Here is a 16,758-nt window from a genome sequence, read left to right as displayed (position 1 = left end):
ACATGATTCATTTTTCCTAAAAATAGACACAAAAAGAGCAGCTAAATCTGACTTATGAAAGTTTGATTTAACTGCTGTAAGCTCTTTTGGACAATATTTCAAAAAAGCAGACGACAAATTATTAATGATATTGTACCTTATTTTGCCTGAAAATGCAAGATTATCGGCATTATGAAAGCCTTTTTATTTTAATTTGTCTGGCTTTGACTAGAATTTTTATCTGTAGAGGAATCTTCTTGTTTTTTACTCGAACTGCTCGTTTCTTTTTCCTCTTTTTCGTTTCTTGTCTCGCTCTCTTTTTCTTTGTCTTCTCTAACCCTACGGTCGGAAGTTTGGTTGCCAGCAAGTGCCGCCCAGGCCTGCTGTAAATCACTATCTGTACCACCGATAGCAAAGCGATAAGATAGAGCTGGCGCTCCATTCTTAGCCCAGTAGCTAGTGACTGTTTGACCACCCAACGAAATATCACGGCCATTAACGGTCGTACGACCAGGTTTTGTTCCAGTAGCTTTTAAAACTTCTGAACTGATAACACTAGAATCTAGGTTAAAACGATCACTAATACCAAAGACGTTTGGATCTGCTTGATAGATGGCATTTACAAGATTAGCCATGTAGCTTGCGTTATTATTATAGCCAGTTAGAGCCCCCATCGAAGTATTGTCATCGTGTCCTATCCAACCTCCCAAAGTTACCTTTGGCGTTGAAAGCATCAGCCACATATCACCATTGACATTGGTAGTTCCTGTTTTCCCAATCCAGTCAGCACTCAACAAACCACCATTTACTTGCGCTAGTCGTGATTTAAAAGTCGTTGTAGACCCAGATTCCAAGACTCCTCGCATTAAGCTTTGCATAATAGTCGCTGTCGCTGGTGTATAGACCTGGACTGGACTAGCCTTATGTTCATAAATAACTTTACCTGATCTATCACTGATCTTTTCAATCATATAGCGCTTCTGATAAGTCCCATTATTAGCTAGCGCCTGGAAACCATTGGTATGCTGGGCAACAGAGACTTCAATCCCTCCTCCCAATGGCAGACTCTCAATTGTATAGTCAGGAATTGAATAGCCCATTTTATCCATGTAGCCTTTGACATTGACTCCTTTCTCACGCAGGAGCTTATAGGTCCAGTAGGCAGGAATATTCCAAGAAGTATTCAGGGCTTCTTGCAAATCCATCATACCCGTCCCTCGACTGTCCGCATGCATGATAGGGTCTCCGCTTGAGAAGGTTGTCGGATAATTAGATAGGACACTTGCACTTCCCATCAGCCCCTGGTCAATTGCAATCCCGTAGGCTAAAATCGGCTTGATGGTCGAACCAGGTGAACGCTCCGTATCAAAAGCGTGATTATTTTGATTCTCGGCATAATTCCTCCCACCGATAAACCCTAGGATAGCACCGGTCTGGTTATTTAAAAGAACATTCCCAACTTGAACCTGTCCAGTTCCATCATCTAGGATTCCACCATATGCAGCAACGGCATTTTGCATGGCGTTATGAACTGCCTTATTAATTGTGGTTTTAACGGTATAGCCACCTTCACTTAGTTCTTTTGCTGCTAATTCCTTATAAGCCTTAACAGTGGCTGTATTTTTCAGATCTTGCTGGGAAACATTATCTCTCTTGATGAGATACTGATACATGGCATCCTCAGCTTCAGACTTGGCTTGATAATATAGATAGCCACGTGATGCCGTTTCAACATTTCCAGCAGGTAAAAAATCTTTGGTCAAATCATAATCTTTATAAAGATTGTACTCATCTTGGCTTAAAGCACCTGTCCGGTACATATTATAAAGAACGTCCTTAGCCCTCTCCAAACCATAGGCCATGTCCTTTGAATCTTTCAAAGTCCCCTTTGCCGTGTAGGGAGAGTATACAATTGGACTTTGAGGCAATCCCGCAATAAAAGCTGCTTGAGGAACTGTTAATTTACTTGCGCTAACACCAAAAATTCCCTTAGCAGCCTCTTCAACACCAGCTATATTTTGGCCTTTATTATTTCTACCAAAAGGTGATACATTGAGATAGGTTGTCAGTATTTCATCCTTACTCATATAGCGCTCTAATGCTAAGGAGTCAATGATTTCTGTTGCTTTACGATTAAAGGTAGGAGCATCTCCAACAACTTGCTGTTTGATAACCTGCTGCGTAATAGTGGAACCACCACTAGCAGAACCAATTCCAACTACTGACCCCAGAGTGGCCCGTAAAACAGCCTTAGGAACGACTCCCTTATGGCTCATGAAGTTCTCATCTTCTGTTGCAATTACAGCCTTCTTAACATTTTCAGAAATCGCCGAGCTATCCACCGTAACCCTTATCAGGTCACTATCTATTGTCGAAATCAGGCTACCATCAGCATACGTTAATTCTGAAATAGCTGATATATCTTGAACTTTCTGGATCAAAGTATCTTTTTCGGGTACTGCTACATTATTAAATAAATTTAAGGCATAGCCAGTCGCAATCCCTGCACCAAATAAAAATCCCAGAAACAAAAGGACGAACAGGGTATTCGAAAGAAGTTTGATTGTTCGCAAGACAGTAGCCCCAATATCCATAGGAGACCAAGGCTCTCCGTCAGTTTGCAGCTTTGACTCCAGCCACTTCCCGATTTTCCCAAAGAAAAGGCGGGATTTTTCAGCTACTTTTTTCCATAGGATCTGAATTTTTTTAATAAATGGTTTTAAAATTTCAAGAAACTTTTTTACTTTTTGTTCCAACATATTATATCCTCGTATTGCCTATTATATCAAAATCTTCGTCCATATGACAAGAACAGCGCGATTTACAAGAGCTCGGGGAGATTTTTTACTAGTTTTTTTGCAATTTTATTACACTCTTTTCCTGGTTTGTGATACAATGGGAGAATGAATTTAAAACTTTGAAAAGGAGAGACAGACATGCACATTTTTGATGAGCTCAAAGAACGTGGGTTGATTTTTCAAACTACTGATGAAGAAGCCCTGCGCCAAGAACTAGAAGAAGGTCAAGTCTCTTATTATACTGGATATGACCCAACAGCAGACAGCCTGCACCTTGGTCACCTTGTAGCCATCTTAACAAGCCGTCGCCTACAGTTGGCTGGACACAAACCTTACGCCTTAGTTGGAGGAGCAACTGGTCTTATTGGCGACCCATCTTTTAAGGATGCTGAACGTAGTTTACAAACCAAAGAAACCGTAGAAGGCTGGGTTAAAAGCATCCAAGGGCAGCTTGCAGGCTTGCTTGACTTTGAAAACGGCCAGAACAAAGCTGAAATGGTTAATAACTACGACTGGTTTTCAGATATCAGTTTTATCGATTTCCTACGTGACGTTGGAAAATACTTCACAGTCAACTACATGATGAGTAAAGAATCTGTTAAAAAACGGATTGAAACAGGGATTTCATATACTGAATTTGCCTACCAAATCATGCAAGGATACGACTTTTTCATCTTAAATCAAAAACACAATGTTACTCTGCAAATTGGTGGTTCTGATCAGTGGGGAAATATGACTGCTGGAACAGAACTCTTGCGTCGTAAAGCTGACAAGACTGGACATGTCATTACTGTTCCTCTTATCACCGATGCTAGCGGTAAGAAATTTGGTAAATCAGAAGGAAATGCTGTTTGGCTGAACGCTGACAAGACTAGCCCATATGAGATGTACCAATTCTGGATGAATGTCATGGACGATGATGCTGTTCGCTTCCTTAAAATTTTCACCTTCCTAAGCTTAGATGAGATTGAGGAGATCCGCAAGCAGTTTGAGGCAGCACCACATGAACGTTTGGCTCAGAAAATCTTAGCACGTGAAGTGGTCACTCTAGTTCATGGCGAAAAAGCTTACCAAGAAGCCTTAAATATTACAGAACAGCTATTTGCAGGAAATATTAAGAACCTTTCTGTTAAAGAGCTGAAACAAGGACTCCGTGGTGTTCCAAATTATCAAGTCCAAGCAGAAGACAATCTCAACATTGTTGATTTACTTGTTACTGCTGGAGTTGTTAATTCCAAACGTCAGGCGCGTGAAGATGTCCAAAACGGAGCTATCTACGTCAATGGAGACCGCATCCAAGACCTTGACTATACTCTGAGCGATGCAGACAAATTAGAAAATGAATTGACCGTCATCCGCCGTGGTAAGAAAAAATACTTTGTCTTGACTTATTAAACCTAAAGGAAACTCGAAAGACATACGGGTTTCCTTTTCCATATCTTCTTCAACAAGATCTTCTATTTTCACAGAAAGAAACGACTCATGAAACCAAAAATCGCTCGATTTGTTAGAGCCTCAACTTTTGCTTGTCCTCTATGTAAGGAAGCACTCAAATTTCAGGACCATAGCCTAGTCTGCACAAACAGACATTCTTTTGACATTGCAAAATACGGTTACGTAAACTTAGCACCCCAGATAAGACAATCAAAAGACTATGATAAAGACAACTTTATTCAGCGCCAAATCATCTTAGAGGCCGGCTTTTACCAACATATTTTACAGGAAATTGAATTTTTTTTGCAACAATCACCCGATACCCAAACTATTTTAGATGTTGGTTGTGGCCAAGGATACTATAGTCTGAAATTGCAAAAAGTATTCCCAGACAAAGATTTCTATGCTTTTGATATTTCCAAAGACTCCATCCAGCTAGCCAGCAAAACTGATACTAGCCTTTCTATCAATTGGTTTGTGGGAGATTTGGCAAAACTTCCTATCAAGAATCATAGTATTGATCTTATTTTAGATATTTTTTCTCCTGCAAACTACCAGGAATTCCAACGTGTATTGACTAAACAAGGACTCCTGATCAAGGTCATTCCTACCAGTCAACATGTTCAGGAAATCCGCAAAAAGGTTGCCGGGCAGCTGCAAAAGCAAGATTATTCCAACCAAGATATACTAGACCATTTTGAGACCTCATTTGAAATTCTTGAACAGAAAGAGGTTACTGTCACCTATCCAATCAATGAAATCCAAAAGGAAGCTCTCATTGGCATGACCCCCCTCCTCTTTCATATTAAACAGGAAGAAATTGATTGGTCTGATCTCACAGAAATTACCATTTCTGCTACCATTCTGATTGGAAAAAGCAAAAAAGGCAAGCTTTAAATGCTTGTCTTTTTAAAATCTTCTCTTATTTAATACGATAGTAAAAACTACCTTGTTCACCAAAGGACTGGATACCAACCCCAGTCCAAAGGCGGTCACGACTAATATCAGAGCTATCTTTAAAGTTTTCTGTATCAGCAAGCTTGACACCACTTGGAATAAATTCTAGCAAGAAACCTCCTGTTTGGCCACCATATACACCGCCAGCTGCTGTTCCGTAGTCGGTTAAGGAAGCACCACCAAATTCATATTCAGCTGAAACTAGACCGTTTTCATCAAATACAAGTTGTTCCCCTTTATCATTTTGCCATGTGCCTTGAATGCTTGCAAAATTTCCATCAGCCAATTCACTAATGTTCATTTTTTTATCCGCTTCCTGACTAGGGCTTGTAGAACTTTCTGAAGTCTTACTGGATTCAGAGCTGGCCGAAGTTGCTGAACTCTTCGAAGATGCCATTTGACTTGAAGAAGCTGAGCTCTCTTTTGTTTCTCCTTTTCCAGAACATCCTGACAAGACTAGTCCTCCTCCTAAAGCTATTAAAATAGTCATTAACAATATTCTTTTTTTCATATTTTTCCTCATTGTCAGGCTTAAAAAATAAGCCCTTTTCTATTTTCTAGTATAGGACTTATTGTATCTTTTTTCTATTGATTTAGCAACCGCCCTTATTGATCAACCCGATAGTAAGCTGCACTTGCGATATCTTCTGGCATTCCTTGGCCTGCAAAAATTCTATCACGATTTGTATCAGAAGCATCTCCTTCTGGTACAATGGCATTTCCCTTCATCACAAACCAGATTGAATAACCCGTTAATCCCGTTTGAACATTTACGATCAAATTGCCTGCAGCATCATAGTTGAAAGAAGAAATGCTAGTTTCATCAGCCACTATACCCTTCTCATCAAAGGTAATTGTCTGACCTTCAGCATTCTTCCATGTCCCTTTTACGCTTGTAAAATTCCCATGAGTCATCGCATTAAAATCAAATACAGTTGAACGAGCCCTTATTTGCTCCTTACCTTCTGCTTGGTCACTCGGTTTTCCAGTTTCATTTGAAGGTTTCTCTGAGGTCGAATTAGTCGTTACGCTACTAGAATCCTCACTTGATTCCTTCTTGGTTGAGCTTTGGCTAGACTGACTTGTGCTAATTCTGGACTGTGAAGTTGTTGAGGAAGTTTTATTTTCAGAAATGGTGAAAAATTTAAAATAAATAAACACGACTGCTATAACGATAAACAATGCTGTGATTAAGCCAATAAGTAGCTTCTTACTCATATAATTTCCTCCCCTTAACTGGTTCTTTATTTCATTGTAATAGAATTGTAACATTAAGTCAAGATGTTTTACAAAATATTACAATGAAAGACCAAACAGGTTCAAAAGGAAGTGAGATCTTATCTTAAATTAAGCATTAATCAACTGATAATACCTTATAAATCGTTTTAGCTAAAGCTGCTTCATAATCAGATACACTATAAAGTTTATCCGTTGTCACTTGAGCTGTCTGTTTTTCTAAGTCCACAACCACATCTGACACTCCCACCATAGATAGGAAATGCTGGGTGACGTGTTTGACACAATTTTGACAAGATAAGTTTTCTAATTGGACTGTTTGTTTCATAGATTCATTCCTCCGTATATTTCTTCATTTTAAAGCGTCCTAGACGCAGAGCATTGACGACAACCGACACTGAGCTCAAGCTCATGGCTAGACCAGCCAGCATAGGATTGAGCAAGGGACCGCCGAAAAGATGTAGTAGCCCCATAGCAATCGGGATGCCTAGTGTGTTGTAGGCAAAGGCCCAGAAAAGATTTTCCTTGATATTGCGAATGGTCGCCTGACTGAGCTTGATAGCCTTGACTACATCCTGCAAATCACTATGCATAAGCACTACATCTGCTGACTCAATAGCCACATCGGCGCCTGAACCGATGGCAATTCCCACATCTGCCTGGACCAGAGCTGGTGCGTCATTGATACCGTCTCCGACCATGGCCAGTTTTTTATCAGCTTCCTGCAAGTCCTTGATAGCAGTGGCCTTACCATCTGGCAATACACCTGCGATCACTTTTGGGATGCCAGCTTTTTGGGCAATAGCTTTCGCTGTTTCCTCACGATCCCCTGTCAGCATGATAACTTCTAGTCCCATAGACTGGAGCTCCTGCACCGCCTTTAGACTGCTGGACTTCATCTCATCTGCTACCGCTAAAATACCAGCTAGCTGTCCATCTATTGCGACAAACATGGCTGTCTTACCTTCTTGGGAAAGCTCTAACAACTGTTCTTGAAAGGCACTGCTGTCAATATTCTTTTCTTTCATCAACCTTTCATTTCCGATTAGAAGCTGCTTGTCCTCAACCTGAGCTGACAAGCCTCGTCCAACCATAGCCTCAAATTGACTGACAGGCAGCAAATCAAGCCCCTCCTTTTCAGCTGCTTCCAAGATAGCCTGAGCCAAGGGATGCTCAGAATGCTGCTCAGCACTGGCTATTAGTCGCAACAAGTCGGGCCGATTCAAATCACCCAAGGGCAGCAGATCTGTCAGACTAGGCTTACCAACCGTTATCGTTCCCGTCTTATCAAGAACAATAGTATCCAGTTGATAAGCTGCTTCCAAAGCTTGTCCAGACTTAATCAGAATTCCATTTTCAGCTCCTTTACCAGTCCCAACCATGATGGCTGTCGGAGTAGCTAACCCCAGCGCACAAGGACAGGCAATGACCAAAACTGCGATAAAGATTGACAGAGAAAAGCTAAGACTCTCACCAGCCAGAAAATACCAGCCAAGAGCGGATAAAGTAGCCAAGCTCAGCACGATTGGAACAAAATAAAGCGAAATTTTATCGGCCAAAGCCGCTATCGGCGCCTTAGACCCCTGTGCTTCCTCCACTAATCTAACAATCTGGGCTAAAGTCGTATCCGAACCCACCCTAGTTGCTTGATAGTCAATACTACCATTTTGATTGATCGTTGCACTGGTAATAATGTCGCCGACTTTCTTTTCAATCGGGACGCTTTCTCCGGTCATCATGGACTCATCCACAAAGGTCTGCCCGTCTGTCACAAGGCCATCTACTGGCATACGCTCCCCTGGCTTGATACGGATAATGTCTCCAACTCGGATATCCTCTGTATCAATGGTCACAGCCTCACCATAACGAATCACTGTCGCCTGACTAGGTACTAGCTCAAGCAGCGATTGAATCGCCTGAGACGTTCTCCCCTTAGCTGAACTTTCCAGATATTTACCCAAAAGAATCAAGGTAATAATCACTGCAACAGACTCAAAATAAAGCTGATGAACAAAGGGATGATGGCCTAGAAAAACCTGACTGACAGAGTAGAGACTGCAGAAAAATGCTGCACTAGTCCCCACAGCAATCAAACTATCCATATTAGGATGTTTCTTAATAAGATTACGAAAACCTCTCTGATAAAAGCCACGACCAATCCACACAGCAGGCAAAGTCAAAACCAGTTGTGACAGAACGAAGACCAAGGGATGCGCCATATGGTCTAAGAAGCTGGGCAAAGGAAGACCGACCATACTGCCCATAGAAATATAAAGTAAGGGCAGTGTCGTAAGCAAAAGAATCAGTAGTTCTTGTTTCTTTTTTCGCAATTCCTGCGCTTTAATTGCAGCCTCTTCGTTCACATCGGACGGTCTATCTTTTCCTTTTTCTTCTGCCTGATAACCAGCCTCAGCTACCGCATCCAACACTTGCTGGCTGTCAAACCCCTCCTTAGGGACTAAACTGAGACGTTCTGTTGCTAGGTTAACATTAACATCTTCGACAGTCTCTAAATCTTTGACCGCCATCTCAACTGTCATAGCACAAGATGCACAGGTCATACCTGATAGCTTGTATTCTTTTTTTTCCATCACAATTTCCTCATCTACGACCACAGCGACACTGACCTTGCGGGCAGTGACATTCTATTTCTAACGGAGCTGAAGCCCTTTTCTTATCAATGGCCTGACTAAGCAACTGCAAATCCCCTTGACTAAACTGACTTCTCTCAATCATTGAAATTAACAGCTCTCCATGCTTGGTGTTACAGATATTGTCAAAGAGAGCCTGCAAAGTACTTTCCAGATGATCCGCTTCTAAAATCCGAGCATCATAGTAAAACTTACCCTCTATTTTTTCCATGGCAATAAATTCTTTGGTCTTCAGACGATTCAAAAGTGTTTTGATCGTAGCAGGCTTCCATGAAAAATCAGCTTCCAAACGAGCCACAATCTCTGTACTTCGACTATGAGGATAAGCCCACAACACACGCATGACTTGCCATTCTGCTTGGCTAATATTTTGCTGTTCCATTGTTTAACACTTCCTTATTATTTACATTTGTAATTCAATACTTTATTAGTTTACATTTGTAATCGTGATTTGTCAAGTATTTTTATCAACACTTTCTGAAATACAAAAAAGAAGGCGGGATAACCCCGTCTTCTCAAGCTTGTTCATATTAGTGCGCCAGCATTTCTTGGGCAATTTCTTGACCAGTCAATTTACTTGGATAGTAGGTTGGCCAATTTTCCAACTCATTAAAGAGTGCTTCCTGACTTTCGCCACCATAGAAGATATGGAAATGAGCTGCCTTGGTCGGTGCAATATTATGATCGCTAAACTGAACATACTTGTACTGCCCAGCATCTGCATCAGTCGCTTCAAACATAAAGCGAACCCCACGATTTCCCTTTGAGTATGTCAGAGTGTGCTTACCAACGTATTTATAAGTATATTTCTTGGATTTTCCATTTACCACAAATTCCATAGTTTTGTCTGTGATATTGATATTGGAAACATCTGTCTTGTAGCCTTTATCATAGTAGTCCTTGTATTCAGCTGCTGTCATTTTCCCAGTCAGCTTAGCCTTGTAGTCAAAGACTTGATCCAAGGTCCCATCTTTCAGATAAGGGTAAACAGACTGCCACTCGCCAGCATAGTCAGACAAGGTCCGATCCTTGACGGCACTATCTTCAAAGTAGCCGTTTTGAACAGTCTTAGTATCTTCTTCTTTCTCAGCCGCAATCTCTGCCCCCTCTTGGTCTGTCGTTTTCTTAAGAGCTTTTAGATTAGCCTGCATGATTGAAATATAGTCTGCCCCATCCTTGGTCTGTTCTTCAGTCAAGCTTTCCAATGGATTCAAGACATCAAGCTCTACCCCTGTTTCCTTAGCCAAAGTGGAAGCCAATGCCTGAGAAGCATTTTCTTCAAAGTAGATATACTTGATTTTATTTTTCTTGATGTACTCAGTCAATTCAGCCAAACGAGAAGCCGATGGCTCACTGTCTGGTGAAAGTCCAGAAATTGGCACCTGCTTCAAGCCATAGTCCAATGCCAGATAGTTAAAGGCAGCGTGTTGAGTAACAAAGCTCTTTTGTTTGGCGTTAGCCAAGCCAGCTTCGTATTCCTTATCCAAGGCTTCCATCTTCTTGATATAAGCTGCAGCATTTTTCTCAAAAGCAGCCTTCTTTTCAGGATAAGCTTTGCTCAAGCTATCTCGGATATGTTCCACCATTTGAATGGCCCGCTTTGGAGACAGCCAAACATGGGGATCATAGTCATGATGGTGTCCCTCTTCGCCATGTTCATGGTCTTCTTCCTCTTCTCCTCCAGGAAGTAAGAGCATTTTTCCAGTAGCTTTGATTACTGTTTCCTTCTTATTTTTCAATGTTTTTAGCAAATCTGGAACCCAAGTCTCCATATTTTCATTTTCATAAACAAAAGCATCCGCGTCCTGAATCGTCGCAACTGCCTTTGCAGAAGGCTCATAATCATGTGGCTCTGTTCCAGCACCGATTAGAAGATCAACGTTGGCTTCATCTCCAGCCACCTGCTTAGTAAACTCATAAACAGGATAAAAAGTCGTGACAATGTTCAACTTGCCATCCGCTTTTTTCTGATTGGAACAAGCCACCAAGAATACACTCAGTAAACCAACTAATAGTAAGCTAATTTTCTTCATTTTTTTCTCCTATTTCACAAATTTTTTGATCAAATTGACCACTAAAAACAGACTAACGAAAATAATTGTAATACTAGCGCTTGCCGGCGTCTCTGCATAGTAAGAAATATACAGGCCAGCAATCATACCAAAGAAACCGATGATATTTGCTAGCAAAATAACCGATTTAAAGTTTTTCCCAATCCGCAGAGCAATACTGGCCGGCAAGACCATAATGGTCGAAACCAGCAAGGCTCCCGCAGCCGGAATCATAAGAGCAATCGCAACACCCGTCACAATATTAAAGAGAATAGACATGGTCCGTACCGGTAGCCCATCCACGAAAGCCGTATCCTCATCAAAGGTCAAGATGTACATAGGCCGAATGAAGAGGAAGGTTAAGATGAGCACCACAGCAGCAATGACAAAGAGAGAAATCACCTGCTCCGTACTAATCGTCACAATTGAGCCAAATAGATACTGATCCAGACTCATCGAGCTAGAACTCTTACCCTTACTCATAACAATCAGAGAAATAGCTAAGCCAGTAGACATGAGAATGGCCGTCCCGATTTCCATAAAATTCTTATAAATAGTCCGCAAGTACTCTAAAAATACTGCCGCTATCATGACCACAATCACCGTTGTCAAAGTTGGTGACAAACCAAGAACCAAGCCAAAAGCAACACCTGCTAGTGAAACGTGGCTAAGCGTATCACTCATGAGACTCTGCCGACGTAAAATCAGGAAAGTCCCCAGAATCGGCGAGAAGAGACTCATGGCAATAACTGCCAAAAAGGCTCGTTGCATAAAATCATAGGAAAATAGATTAAGCATGGCTCACCTCCTGTCCATTGTCGCTTTCATGCACATTGAAACAGCGCCAAGGCGAGTCCTGATTACGAACCAGATGAATATTACGGTCGGCATACTTTTTGACTTCTTCCGGATCGTGCGTAATCATCAGAACTGCTTTTCCATGCTTATGAGCACTATGGTGCATGAGCTTGTAAAATTCATCCTTACTGCCTGCATCCATCCCTGTTGTCGGCTCATCTAGGACAAAAATATCCGGATCCGAAGCAAACATCCGAGCAATCACAGCTCTCTGCTTTTGCCCGCCAGAAAGAGAGCCAATCCGCTTGTCCCTATGTTCCCACATCCCTACAGATTCAAGACTTGCCTTGATATGTTCTTCATCATGCTCATTCAAACGACGAAACCAACCTTTACGCGGATAACGACCTGACTTGACAAATTCATATACCGTACTAGGAAAACCAGCATTAAAACTAGCTATCTGCTGAGGTAGATAAGCAATACGTAATTTCTTTCCTTGAGTATTTATCTTAGAAATCTTAACCTCACCATGCTTAGGCTGCAAAATACCTAGACTAGCTTTGATCAGAGTAGTCTTAGCAGCTCCATTCTCCCCCGTCAGCGTAACAAACTCTCCACTATCCAAAAAATAATGAATATGCTCCAAAACAGGTTCTTTATCATAGTAGAAAGATAAATTTTCCACTGTTATATATCTCATTTCCCAATTTCTCCCACTAAGGCCTCCAAAAATTTTTCAATCGCTTGCTGTTCATCTTGAGAAAATCTATCCAGTAAACTTTGATAAGTTTCCAAGGTATGAGCGTGATGATGCTCATGTTCATCAGCAATTGGCTGTGCTAATTCAGTTAAGCGATAAAAAGTTACTCTAGCATCCTTCTTATCTTTGAAAGTCTCCAACATCCCTTGATTGATTAAAGACTTAACAGCCTTGGTTACAGCGGCCTGACTTACATTTAATTTTTTAGCTAAATCAGAGTTGGTCAACATCTCTTCAGCTAACAACATCAAAATATGTTCTTGTGTATTCGTTAAAGCAACATTACTCGTACATGAACCAACTAGAATCTCATGTTGGTTCTCAGCCTTCAAAATAATCTCATTTAAAAAAGAATCAATCTTATGAGCTAACTGTGACATGATTTCCCTCCCTCTTTTTACTTAACCAGTTAATGTTTCACTGGTTAATTATAACACAATTAAAAAAAGAAGCAAATAAAAAGTTAAACTAGAATCAAAAAATTAATACAAACCGAATCATTTACTTTAAAATCAACAAAGTAAACACAATAAAAAGAGCTAGAAACTCGAATAAACTTAAGCTATACCGGCGACTGGGGTCGAACCGGCACGTCCGTCAGGACAATGTATGTTAAGTCCTATTCTTGCTAAGTAGCAGCAGGTTGATTTAATAACTTTTAGAACATTTGTTTTTTTCAAAAAAAAAGACCTTTTTCAGAATCTAGCATCTTTCTACTAACTCATTCTTCTCTTTCAAATACTAACAACGTCTAATGATTCTTAAAAAAAGAAATAATAATCTCATGGATACAAACGATACACTAATATTAAATCAAGAAACAAATAATTATCTTGAAAAAATCACGCCTCTATAAATGGAACTACAATTTTCCACTCGCACATATATCCAAATAATAAAAAATTTACAGATTAAATAAATAAGTTTTAAAGTATAAGTTATTTAAAAGAATGCAAAGTTAAAAAGATCAAAATAAAAAAAGACAAGGTCCACAAACCTTGTCTCTTCAGTAAACTTAAGCTATACCGGCGGCCGGGGTCGAACCGGCACGTCCGTGAGGACACTGGATTTTGAGTTCTATGAATACATTTTTTAAATCTTATAACCTTGATTTAATAGGTTTTTAGGACTTTTGAATCTTGCAAAATAGACTCATTTTTCAAATTTTAGTAACTTTTTGGTAACACTCCATACCTTATCGTTCTAAGAGAATCATCAGAGAATAGACGATATGTCCCAACAGGTTATATTCATCCAATGGTATTCAAGACACTTGTACGATTATTTGAGGTATATAGAATATTAACAAACTAGACATAAATTAGGTCTAATTTTTGTATAAATGACTCTAATATTTTTCTTTTAGAAAATTCCTAAAGCATTTTTTACTACTCTAATACCATCATCAATACTTCCGGCATACTTAATGTTTTGTTTAGCTTGGTCGATTTGAAAATCTGAAACAAATGTTCCTGGTGTCAAACTTTGACTATCAAATCCATTCGAAACTATAAACGTGTATTTCCCAGTCCAATCTTTTTCAACAGTTAATGTAATCATTTTATTTTCTCCTTTAATTAGGGTAAGTGTTTTTTTTTTATTATAACAAAAATAACTCTTTAGCCCAAGAATTTGATAATTCATTTTCTAACAAAACTTTTTCTTGCCATATACCAGAATATTTTAAACCACAATCTTTAGCAGAATTTTTATGATTCCCATTTATATTTTCAGGCATAAGCGCTGGTATCTCTTTCCATACACTTCTTGATTTACCATTCATTGTTAATACTCTGTCATCGTGAAAATTAAAAGTTCCATATCCTTTTTCTTGAGGTAAAAATGATAAGTTTTCACTTGGAATATAAAGCATATTTGATTGCAAATCACTCATATGGTCGCAAGAATGAGGATGAAATGGATACATATTTTGCAGAGATTCTTTATCATTCATCATATTACCAATTTGCAAATAACCATAAATGATATTTAGATCCGGGGCATCTTTTTTAAAATGCAATGTTCCGTTGTAAATATCTCCTTCGGTTTGTCTAAACCATCCGAAAAATAGAAAAAGATCGCCAATAGAAACATTTTGATTTCTTAATAATCCCTGTGAGCTTTTAATTTGACCAAATGCTGCTCTCCAGTTAGAAACAGGAGTATTCCTAAGATTTCCTCTTATATCTGGATCAAGATGACAATTATAATGATTTGTTTTATCTTCTTTCCCTTTTAGTTGTCTTAAGATATCTGAAAATAATACTCCGTTATAGTTTAAGTCGTCAAAAGAGATACTATCAAACTTGGCAGGTATTGGCAATGAAAGTAGCGTCCCGTCAGGTAATATAGGACTCGGGATGGAACCATTGGATGAATCAAATCCCTTTCTTGATAAAATTATTTTCACAATTCTTTTCCTCGTATAAAGAATGGATGATAGGGCAAATCCATTACTTTGTTTTGTGAACCTAGTATAGTTTCAGCAAATTCCATTAATTCTAACACATCGGTAAATCTCTCTTCCGAATTATAAAATCCATTTTTAGCATTCCATCTTGGGAATGGTTTCCCATTCATTCTTGCTCGTTCTCCCATCGGAAAAAAGTCTAAAATTTCTTTAGGAATTTTAAGTGGAGACTTACCAAAATAATTAAAACGGTCTGCAAGAATCACTATTTCATTCATAAAACTTGATTGGTTTAATCCATTCTTTTCAATCATCCATTGATAAGTATAAGCATCTCTTCTATTATTAGATTTTGGAGAAAGTAAATATTCTTTCATTGTTAAAATTTCACTAATTTTAGCAACAAAAATTAGATGATTATATTTTGGAGTGATAAACATTCCTTGATCATCTCTCCATTTTTTCCCATCATTTGAATGCCCTGCTACAGCCATTATGTAAGCATCTACAGACTTAGAGTTTATTTTATCCGCCCAGTTCTTTTTAATATTCCTTCTTAACTGAAGCATACATCCTCCTTCGGTAAGAAGATGAGGAGTTGTATCATAATTTTTTGTAAAGACACAAGGATTGATACCATAATCATGAGTCATTCTATAGCAGTAAAAAATGGTTTGTTTGTCCACTCTTTTACCTCCTTCTCTCCAAAAGTTTTTGTATTCTAATTAAATATAGTATATCAAAAATGCTCTGTTGATGAAAGGGATTATACTCTTTTGTAAATACATGCTGAAGATAGTTTAACATTCGGATAACCTCAAGGAATAACAAGGGAAAAAGTTGCACTATTATTTAACAGGTATGGTGAATTAACACAAATAGATTCATAGTAATCACTAATAGGAAAACTCTGGAAATGAATAATTCCTACGAAGTATAGAACTAGAAGAAAAAAGCTTTATTCCAAAAGTAACAACAGATATCCTCTAGAGAAAAAAACAAGGTCCTGAAACCTAGTCTATAACACTATATTGGTGGCCAGCGTTGAATCAGCACGTACTTCCGAATACTAAATTTTGAACTTAATGTTTATATTTTTTTACTCAAAATATCTTAATTTAATAAAGTTTTAGATTCTTTTATTTTCTTTTTCCTAATAAATCCTCTGAATCGTTTATAAAGATTGATAGTAATTCACCTTTCTTAGTTGACTTACTCCCTAGGTCCTTTCTCATCTCATTTATCACTTCTTCAACAGCATTCAGTAATTCTTCAGGTTCCAGTTGTTTATTACCTTCTAAAGACTTTTGTCTAAAATCATTCCACTTTTTAACTACCTTAGGTGACCCCCCAAAGTGATAGTTTGCTATTGAAATCATTGATATGATTGATAAGAAGTTTAAGCAAATACTAGAAAGGGATAAAGATTTAAAGAAAATAAGAATTCATGATTTGAGACACTGTCATGCATCATTACTTATAAATCAAGGAGAAGATTATCTTGTTGTCAAAGAAAGATTAGGACACGCATCTATTACAACAACAATTAATACTTATTCTCATTTGTACCCTAGCAAACAGAAAACATTGGCTAATAAACTTGATAATTTATTTTAAAATGGAAAAATTGGTAACTCAACAAAAACAGATAAAAAAAAGACAAGGTCCACAAACCTTGTCT

The 16,758-nt window shown here is 38.8% G+C and carries 16 protein-coding genes and 1 pseudogene; 3 read left to right on the top strand and 14 right to left on the bottom strand.

Annotated features, from left to right (window positions below):
* Positions 1-188 precede the first annotated feature (188 nt).
* Positions 189-2,738: a penicillin-binding protein PBP1B gene (pbp1b, locus tag HMPREF3108_RS03465; protein WP_045634167.1), complete on the bottom strand. Its 2,550-nt coding sequence runs from the start codon at positions 2,736-2,738 to the stop codon at positions 189-191.
* A 177-nt stretch (positions 2,739-2,915) separates the two neighbouring features.
* On the opposite strand from pbp1b, the gene tyrS reads away from it, so the two are divergent.
* On the top strand, positions 2,916-4,172 hold the full coding sequence (gene tyrS, locus HMPREF3108_RS03460; RefSeq protein ID WP_008810069.1) for a tyrosine--tRNA ligase: 1,257 nt from the start codon (positions 2,916-2,918) through the stop codon (positions 4,170-4,172).
* Between the two features lie 87 nt (positions 4,173-4,259).
* On the top strand, positions 4,260-5,108 hold the full coding sequence (locus HMPREF3108_RS03455; protein WP_061596804.1) for a putative RNA methyltransferase: 849 nt from the start codon (positions 4,260-4,262) through the stop codon (positions 5,106-5,108).
* Between the two features lie 25 nt (positions 5,109-5,133).
* On the opposite strand, the gene HMPREF3108_RS03450 is transcribed toward HMPREF3108_RS03455, so the two are convergent.
* The 13 genes from HMPREF3108_RS03450 to HMPREF3108_RS03390 all read right to left on the bottom strand — a co-directional run bounded on the left by HMPREF3108_RS03450 (position 5,134) and on the right by HMPREF3108_RS03390 (position 16,456).
* Positions 5,134-5,679: a DUF6287 domain-containing protein gene (locus HMPREF3108_RS03450; protein WP_045634169.1), complete on the bottom strand. Its 546-nt coding sequence runs from the start codon at positions 5,677-5,679 to the stop codon at positions 5,134-5,136.
* Between the two features lie 95 nt (positions 5,680-5,774).
* Positions 5,775-6,386: a DUF6287 domain-containing protein gene (locus HMPREF3108_RS03445; protein WP_045634170.1), complete on the bottom strand. Its 612-nt coding sequence runs from the start codon at positions 6,384-6,386 to the stop codon at positions 5,775-5,777.
* A 136-nt stretch (positions 6,387-6,522) separates the two neighbouring features.
* Positions 6,523-6,732 carry a heavy-metal-associated domain-containing protein gene (locus HMPREF3108_RS03440; RefSeq protein WP_045634171.1) on the bottom strand — a complete coding sequence of 70 codons (210 nt, stop codon included), beginning with the start codon at positions 6,730-6,732 and terminating at the stop codon, positions 6,523-6,525.
* Positions 6,733-6,736: 4 nt separating this feature from the next.
* Positions 6,737-8,998: a heavy metal translocating P-type ATPase gene (locus HMPREF3108_RS03435; protein ID WP_080982541.1), complete on the bottom strand. Its 2,262-nt coding sequence runs from the start codon at positions 8,996-8,998 to the stop codon at positions 6,737-6,739.
* A gap of 7 nt (positions 8,999-9,005) precedes the next feature.
* Complete coding sequence (locus HMPREF3108_RS03430; RefSeq protein ID WP_012130952.1) at positions 9,006-9,437, bottom strand: CopY/TcrY family copper transport repressor; 432 nt, start codon at positions 9,435-9,437, stop codon at positions 9,006-9,008.
* A gap of 148 nt (positions 9,438-9,585) precedes the next feature.
* The gene (locus tag HMPREF3108_RS03425) at positions 9,586-11,088 is read right to left on the bottom strand and encodes a zinc ABC transporter substrate-binding protein AdcA (protein ID WP_048777274.1); all 1,503 of its coding nucleotides are present in this window, start codon (positions 11,086-11,088) and stop codon (positions 9,586-9,588) included.
* A gap of 9 nt (positions 11,089-11,097) precedes the next feature.
* The gene (locus tag HMPREF3108_RS03420; protein ID WP_012130954.1) at positions 11,098-11,904 is read right to left on the bottom strand and encodes a metal ABC transporter permease; all 807 of its coding nucleotides are present in this window, start codon (positions 11,902-11,904) and stop codon (positions 11,098-11,100) included.
* Complete coding sequence (locus tag HMPREF3108_RS03415) at positions 11,897-12,607, bottom strand: metal ABC transporter ATP-binding protein (protein WP_012130955.1); 711 nt, start codon at positions 12,605-12,607, stop codon at positions 11,897-11,899. The genes HMPREF3108_RS03420 and HMPREF3108_RS03415 overlap by 8 nt, the downstream gene beginning before the upstream one ends.
* Complete coding sequence (locus HMPREF3108_RS03410) at positions 12,604-13,047, bottom strand: zinc-dependent MarR family transcriptional regulator (protein WP_012130956.1); 444 nt, start codon at positions 13,045-13,047, stop codon at positions 12,604-12,606. Before HMPREF3108_RS03410 ends, HMPREF3108_RS03415 begins: the two co-directional genes overlap by 4 nt.
* Before the next feature lie 982 nt (positions 13,048-14,029).
* Entirely contained in the window at positions 14,030-14,227 is a 198-nt protein-coding gene (locus HMPREF3108_RS03405; protein WP_048778419.1) for a hypothetical protein, read from the bottom strand.
* A 40-nt stretch (positions 14,228-14,267) separates the two neighbouring features.
* Entirely contained in the window at positions 14,268-15,077 is an 810-nt protein-coding gene (locus tag HMPREF3108_RS03400) for an Nmad3 family putative nucleotide modification protein (RefSeq protein ID WP_048778422.1), read from the bottom strand.
* A complete protein-coding gene (locus tag HMPREF3108_RS03395) occupies positions 15,074-15,730 on the bottom strand; it encodes a hypothetical protein (RefSeq protein WP_048778426.1) in 657 nt (218 codons plus the stop codon). Before HMPREF3108_RS03395 ends, HMPREF3108_RS03400 begins: the two co-directional genes overlap by 4 nt.
* A gap of 486 nt (positions 15,731-16,216) precedes the next feature.
* Positions 16,217-16,456: a hypothetical protein gene (locus HMPREF3108_RS03390; protein WP_239683413.1), complete on the bottom strand. Its 240-nt coding sequence runs from the start codon at positions 16,454-16,456 to the stop codon at positions 16,217-16,219.
* Position 16,457: 1 nt separating this feature from the next.
* Between HMPREF3108_RS03390 and HMPREF3108_RS03385 the strand changes: the two are divergent.
* A pseudogene (locus HMPREF3108_RS03385) lies at positions 16,458-16,694 on the top strand (tyrosine-type recombinase/integrase); the annotation flags it as partial.
* Positions 16,695-16,758 lie beyond the last annotated feature (64 nt).

This window comes from Streptococcus sp. HMSC10A01, from assembly GCF_001807785.1.
Taxonomy (GTDB): domain Bacteria; phylum Bacillota; class Bacilli; order Lactobacillales; family Streptococcaceae; genus Streptococcus; species Streptococcus gordonii.
Note: the sequence above shows the minus strand (reverse complement) of the source record. Positions and strands in the feature narration are given on the sequence as shown.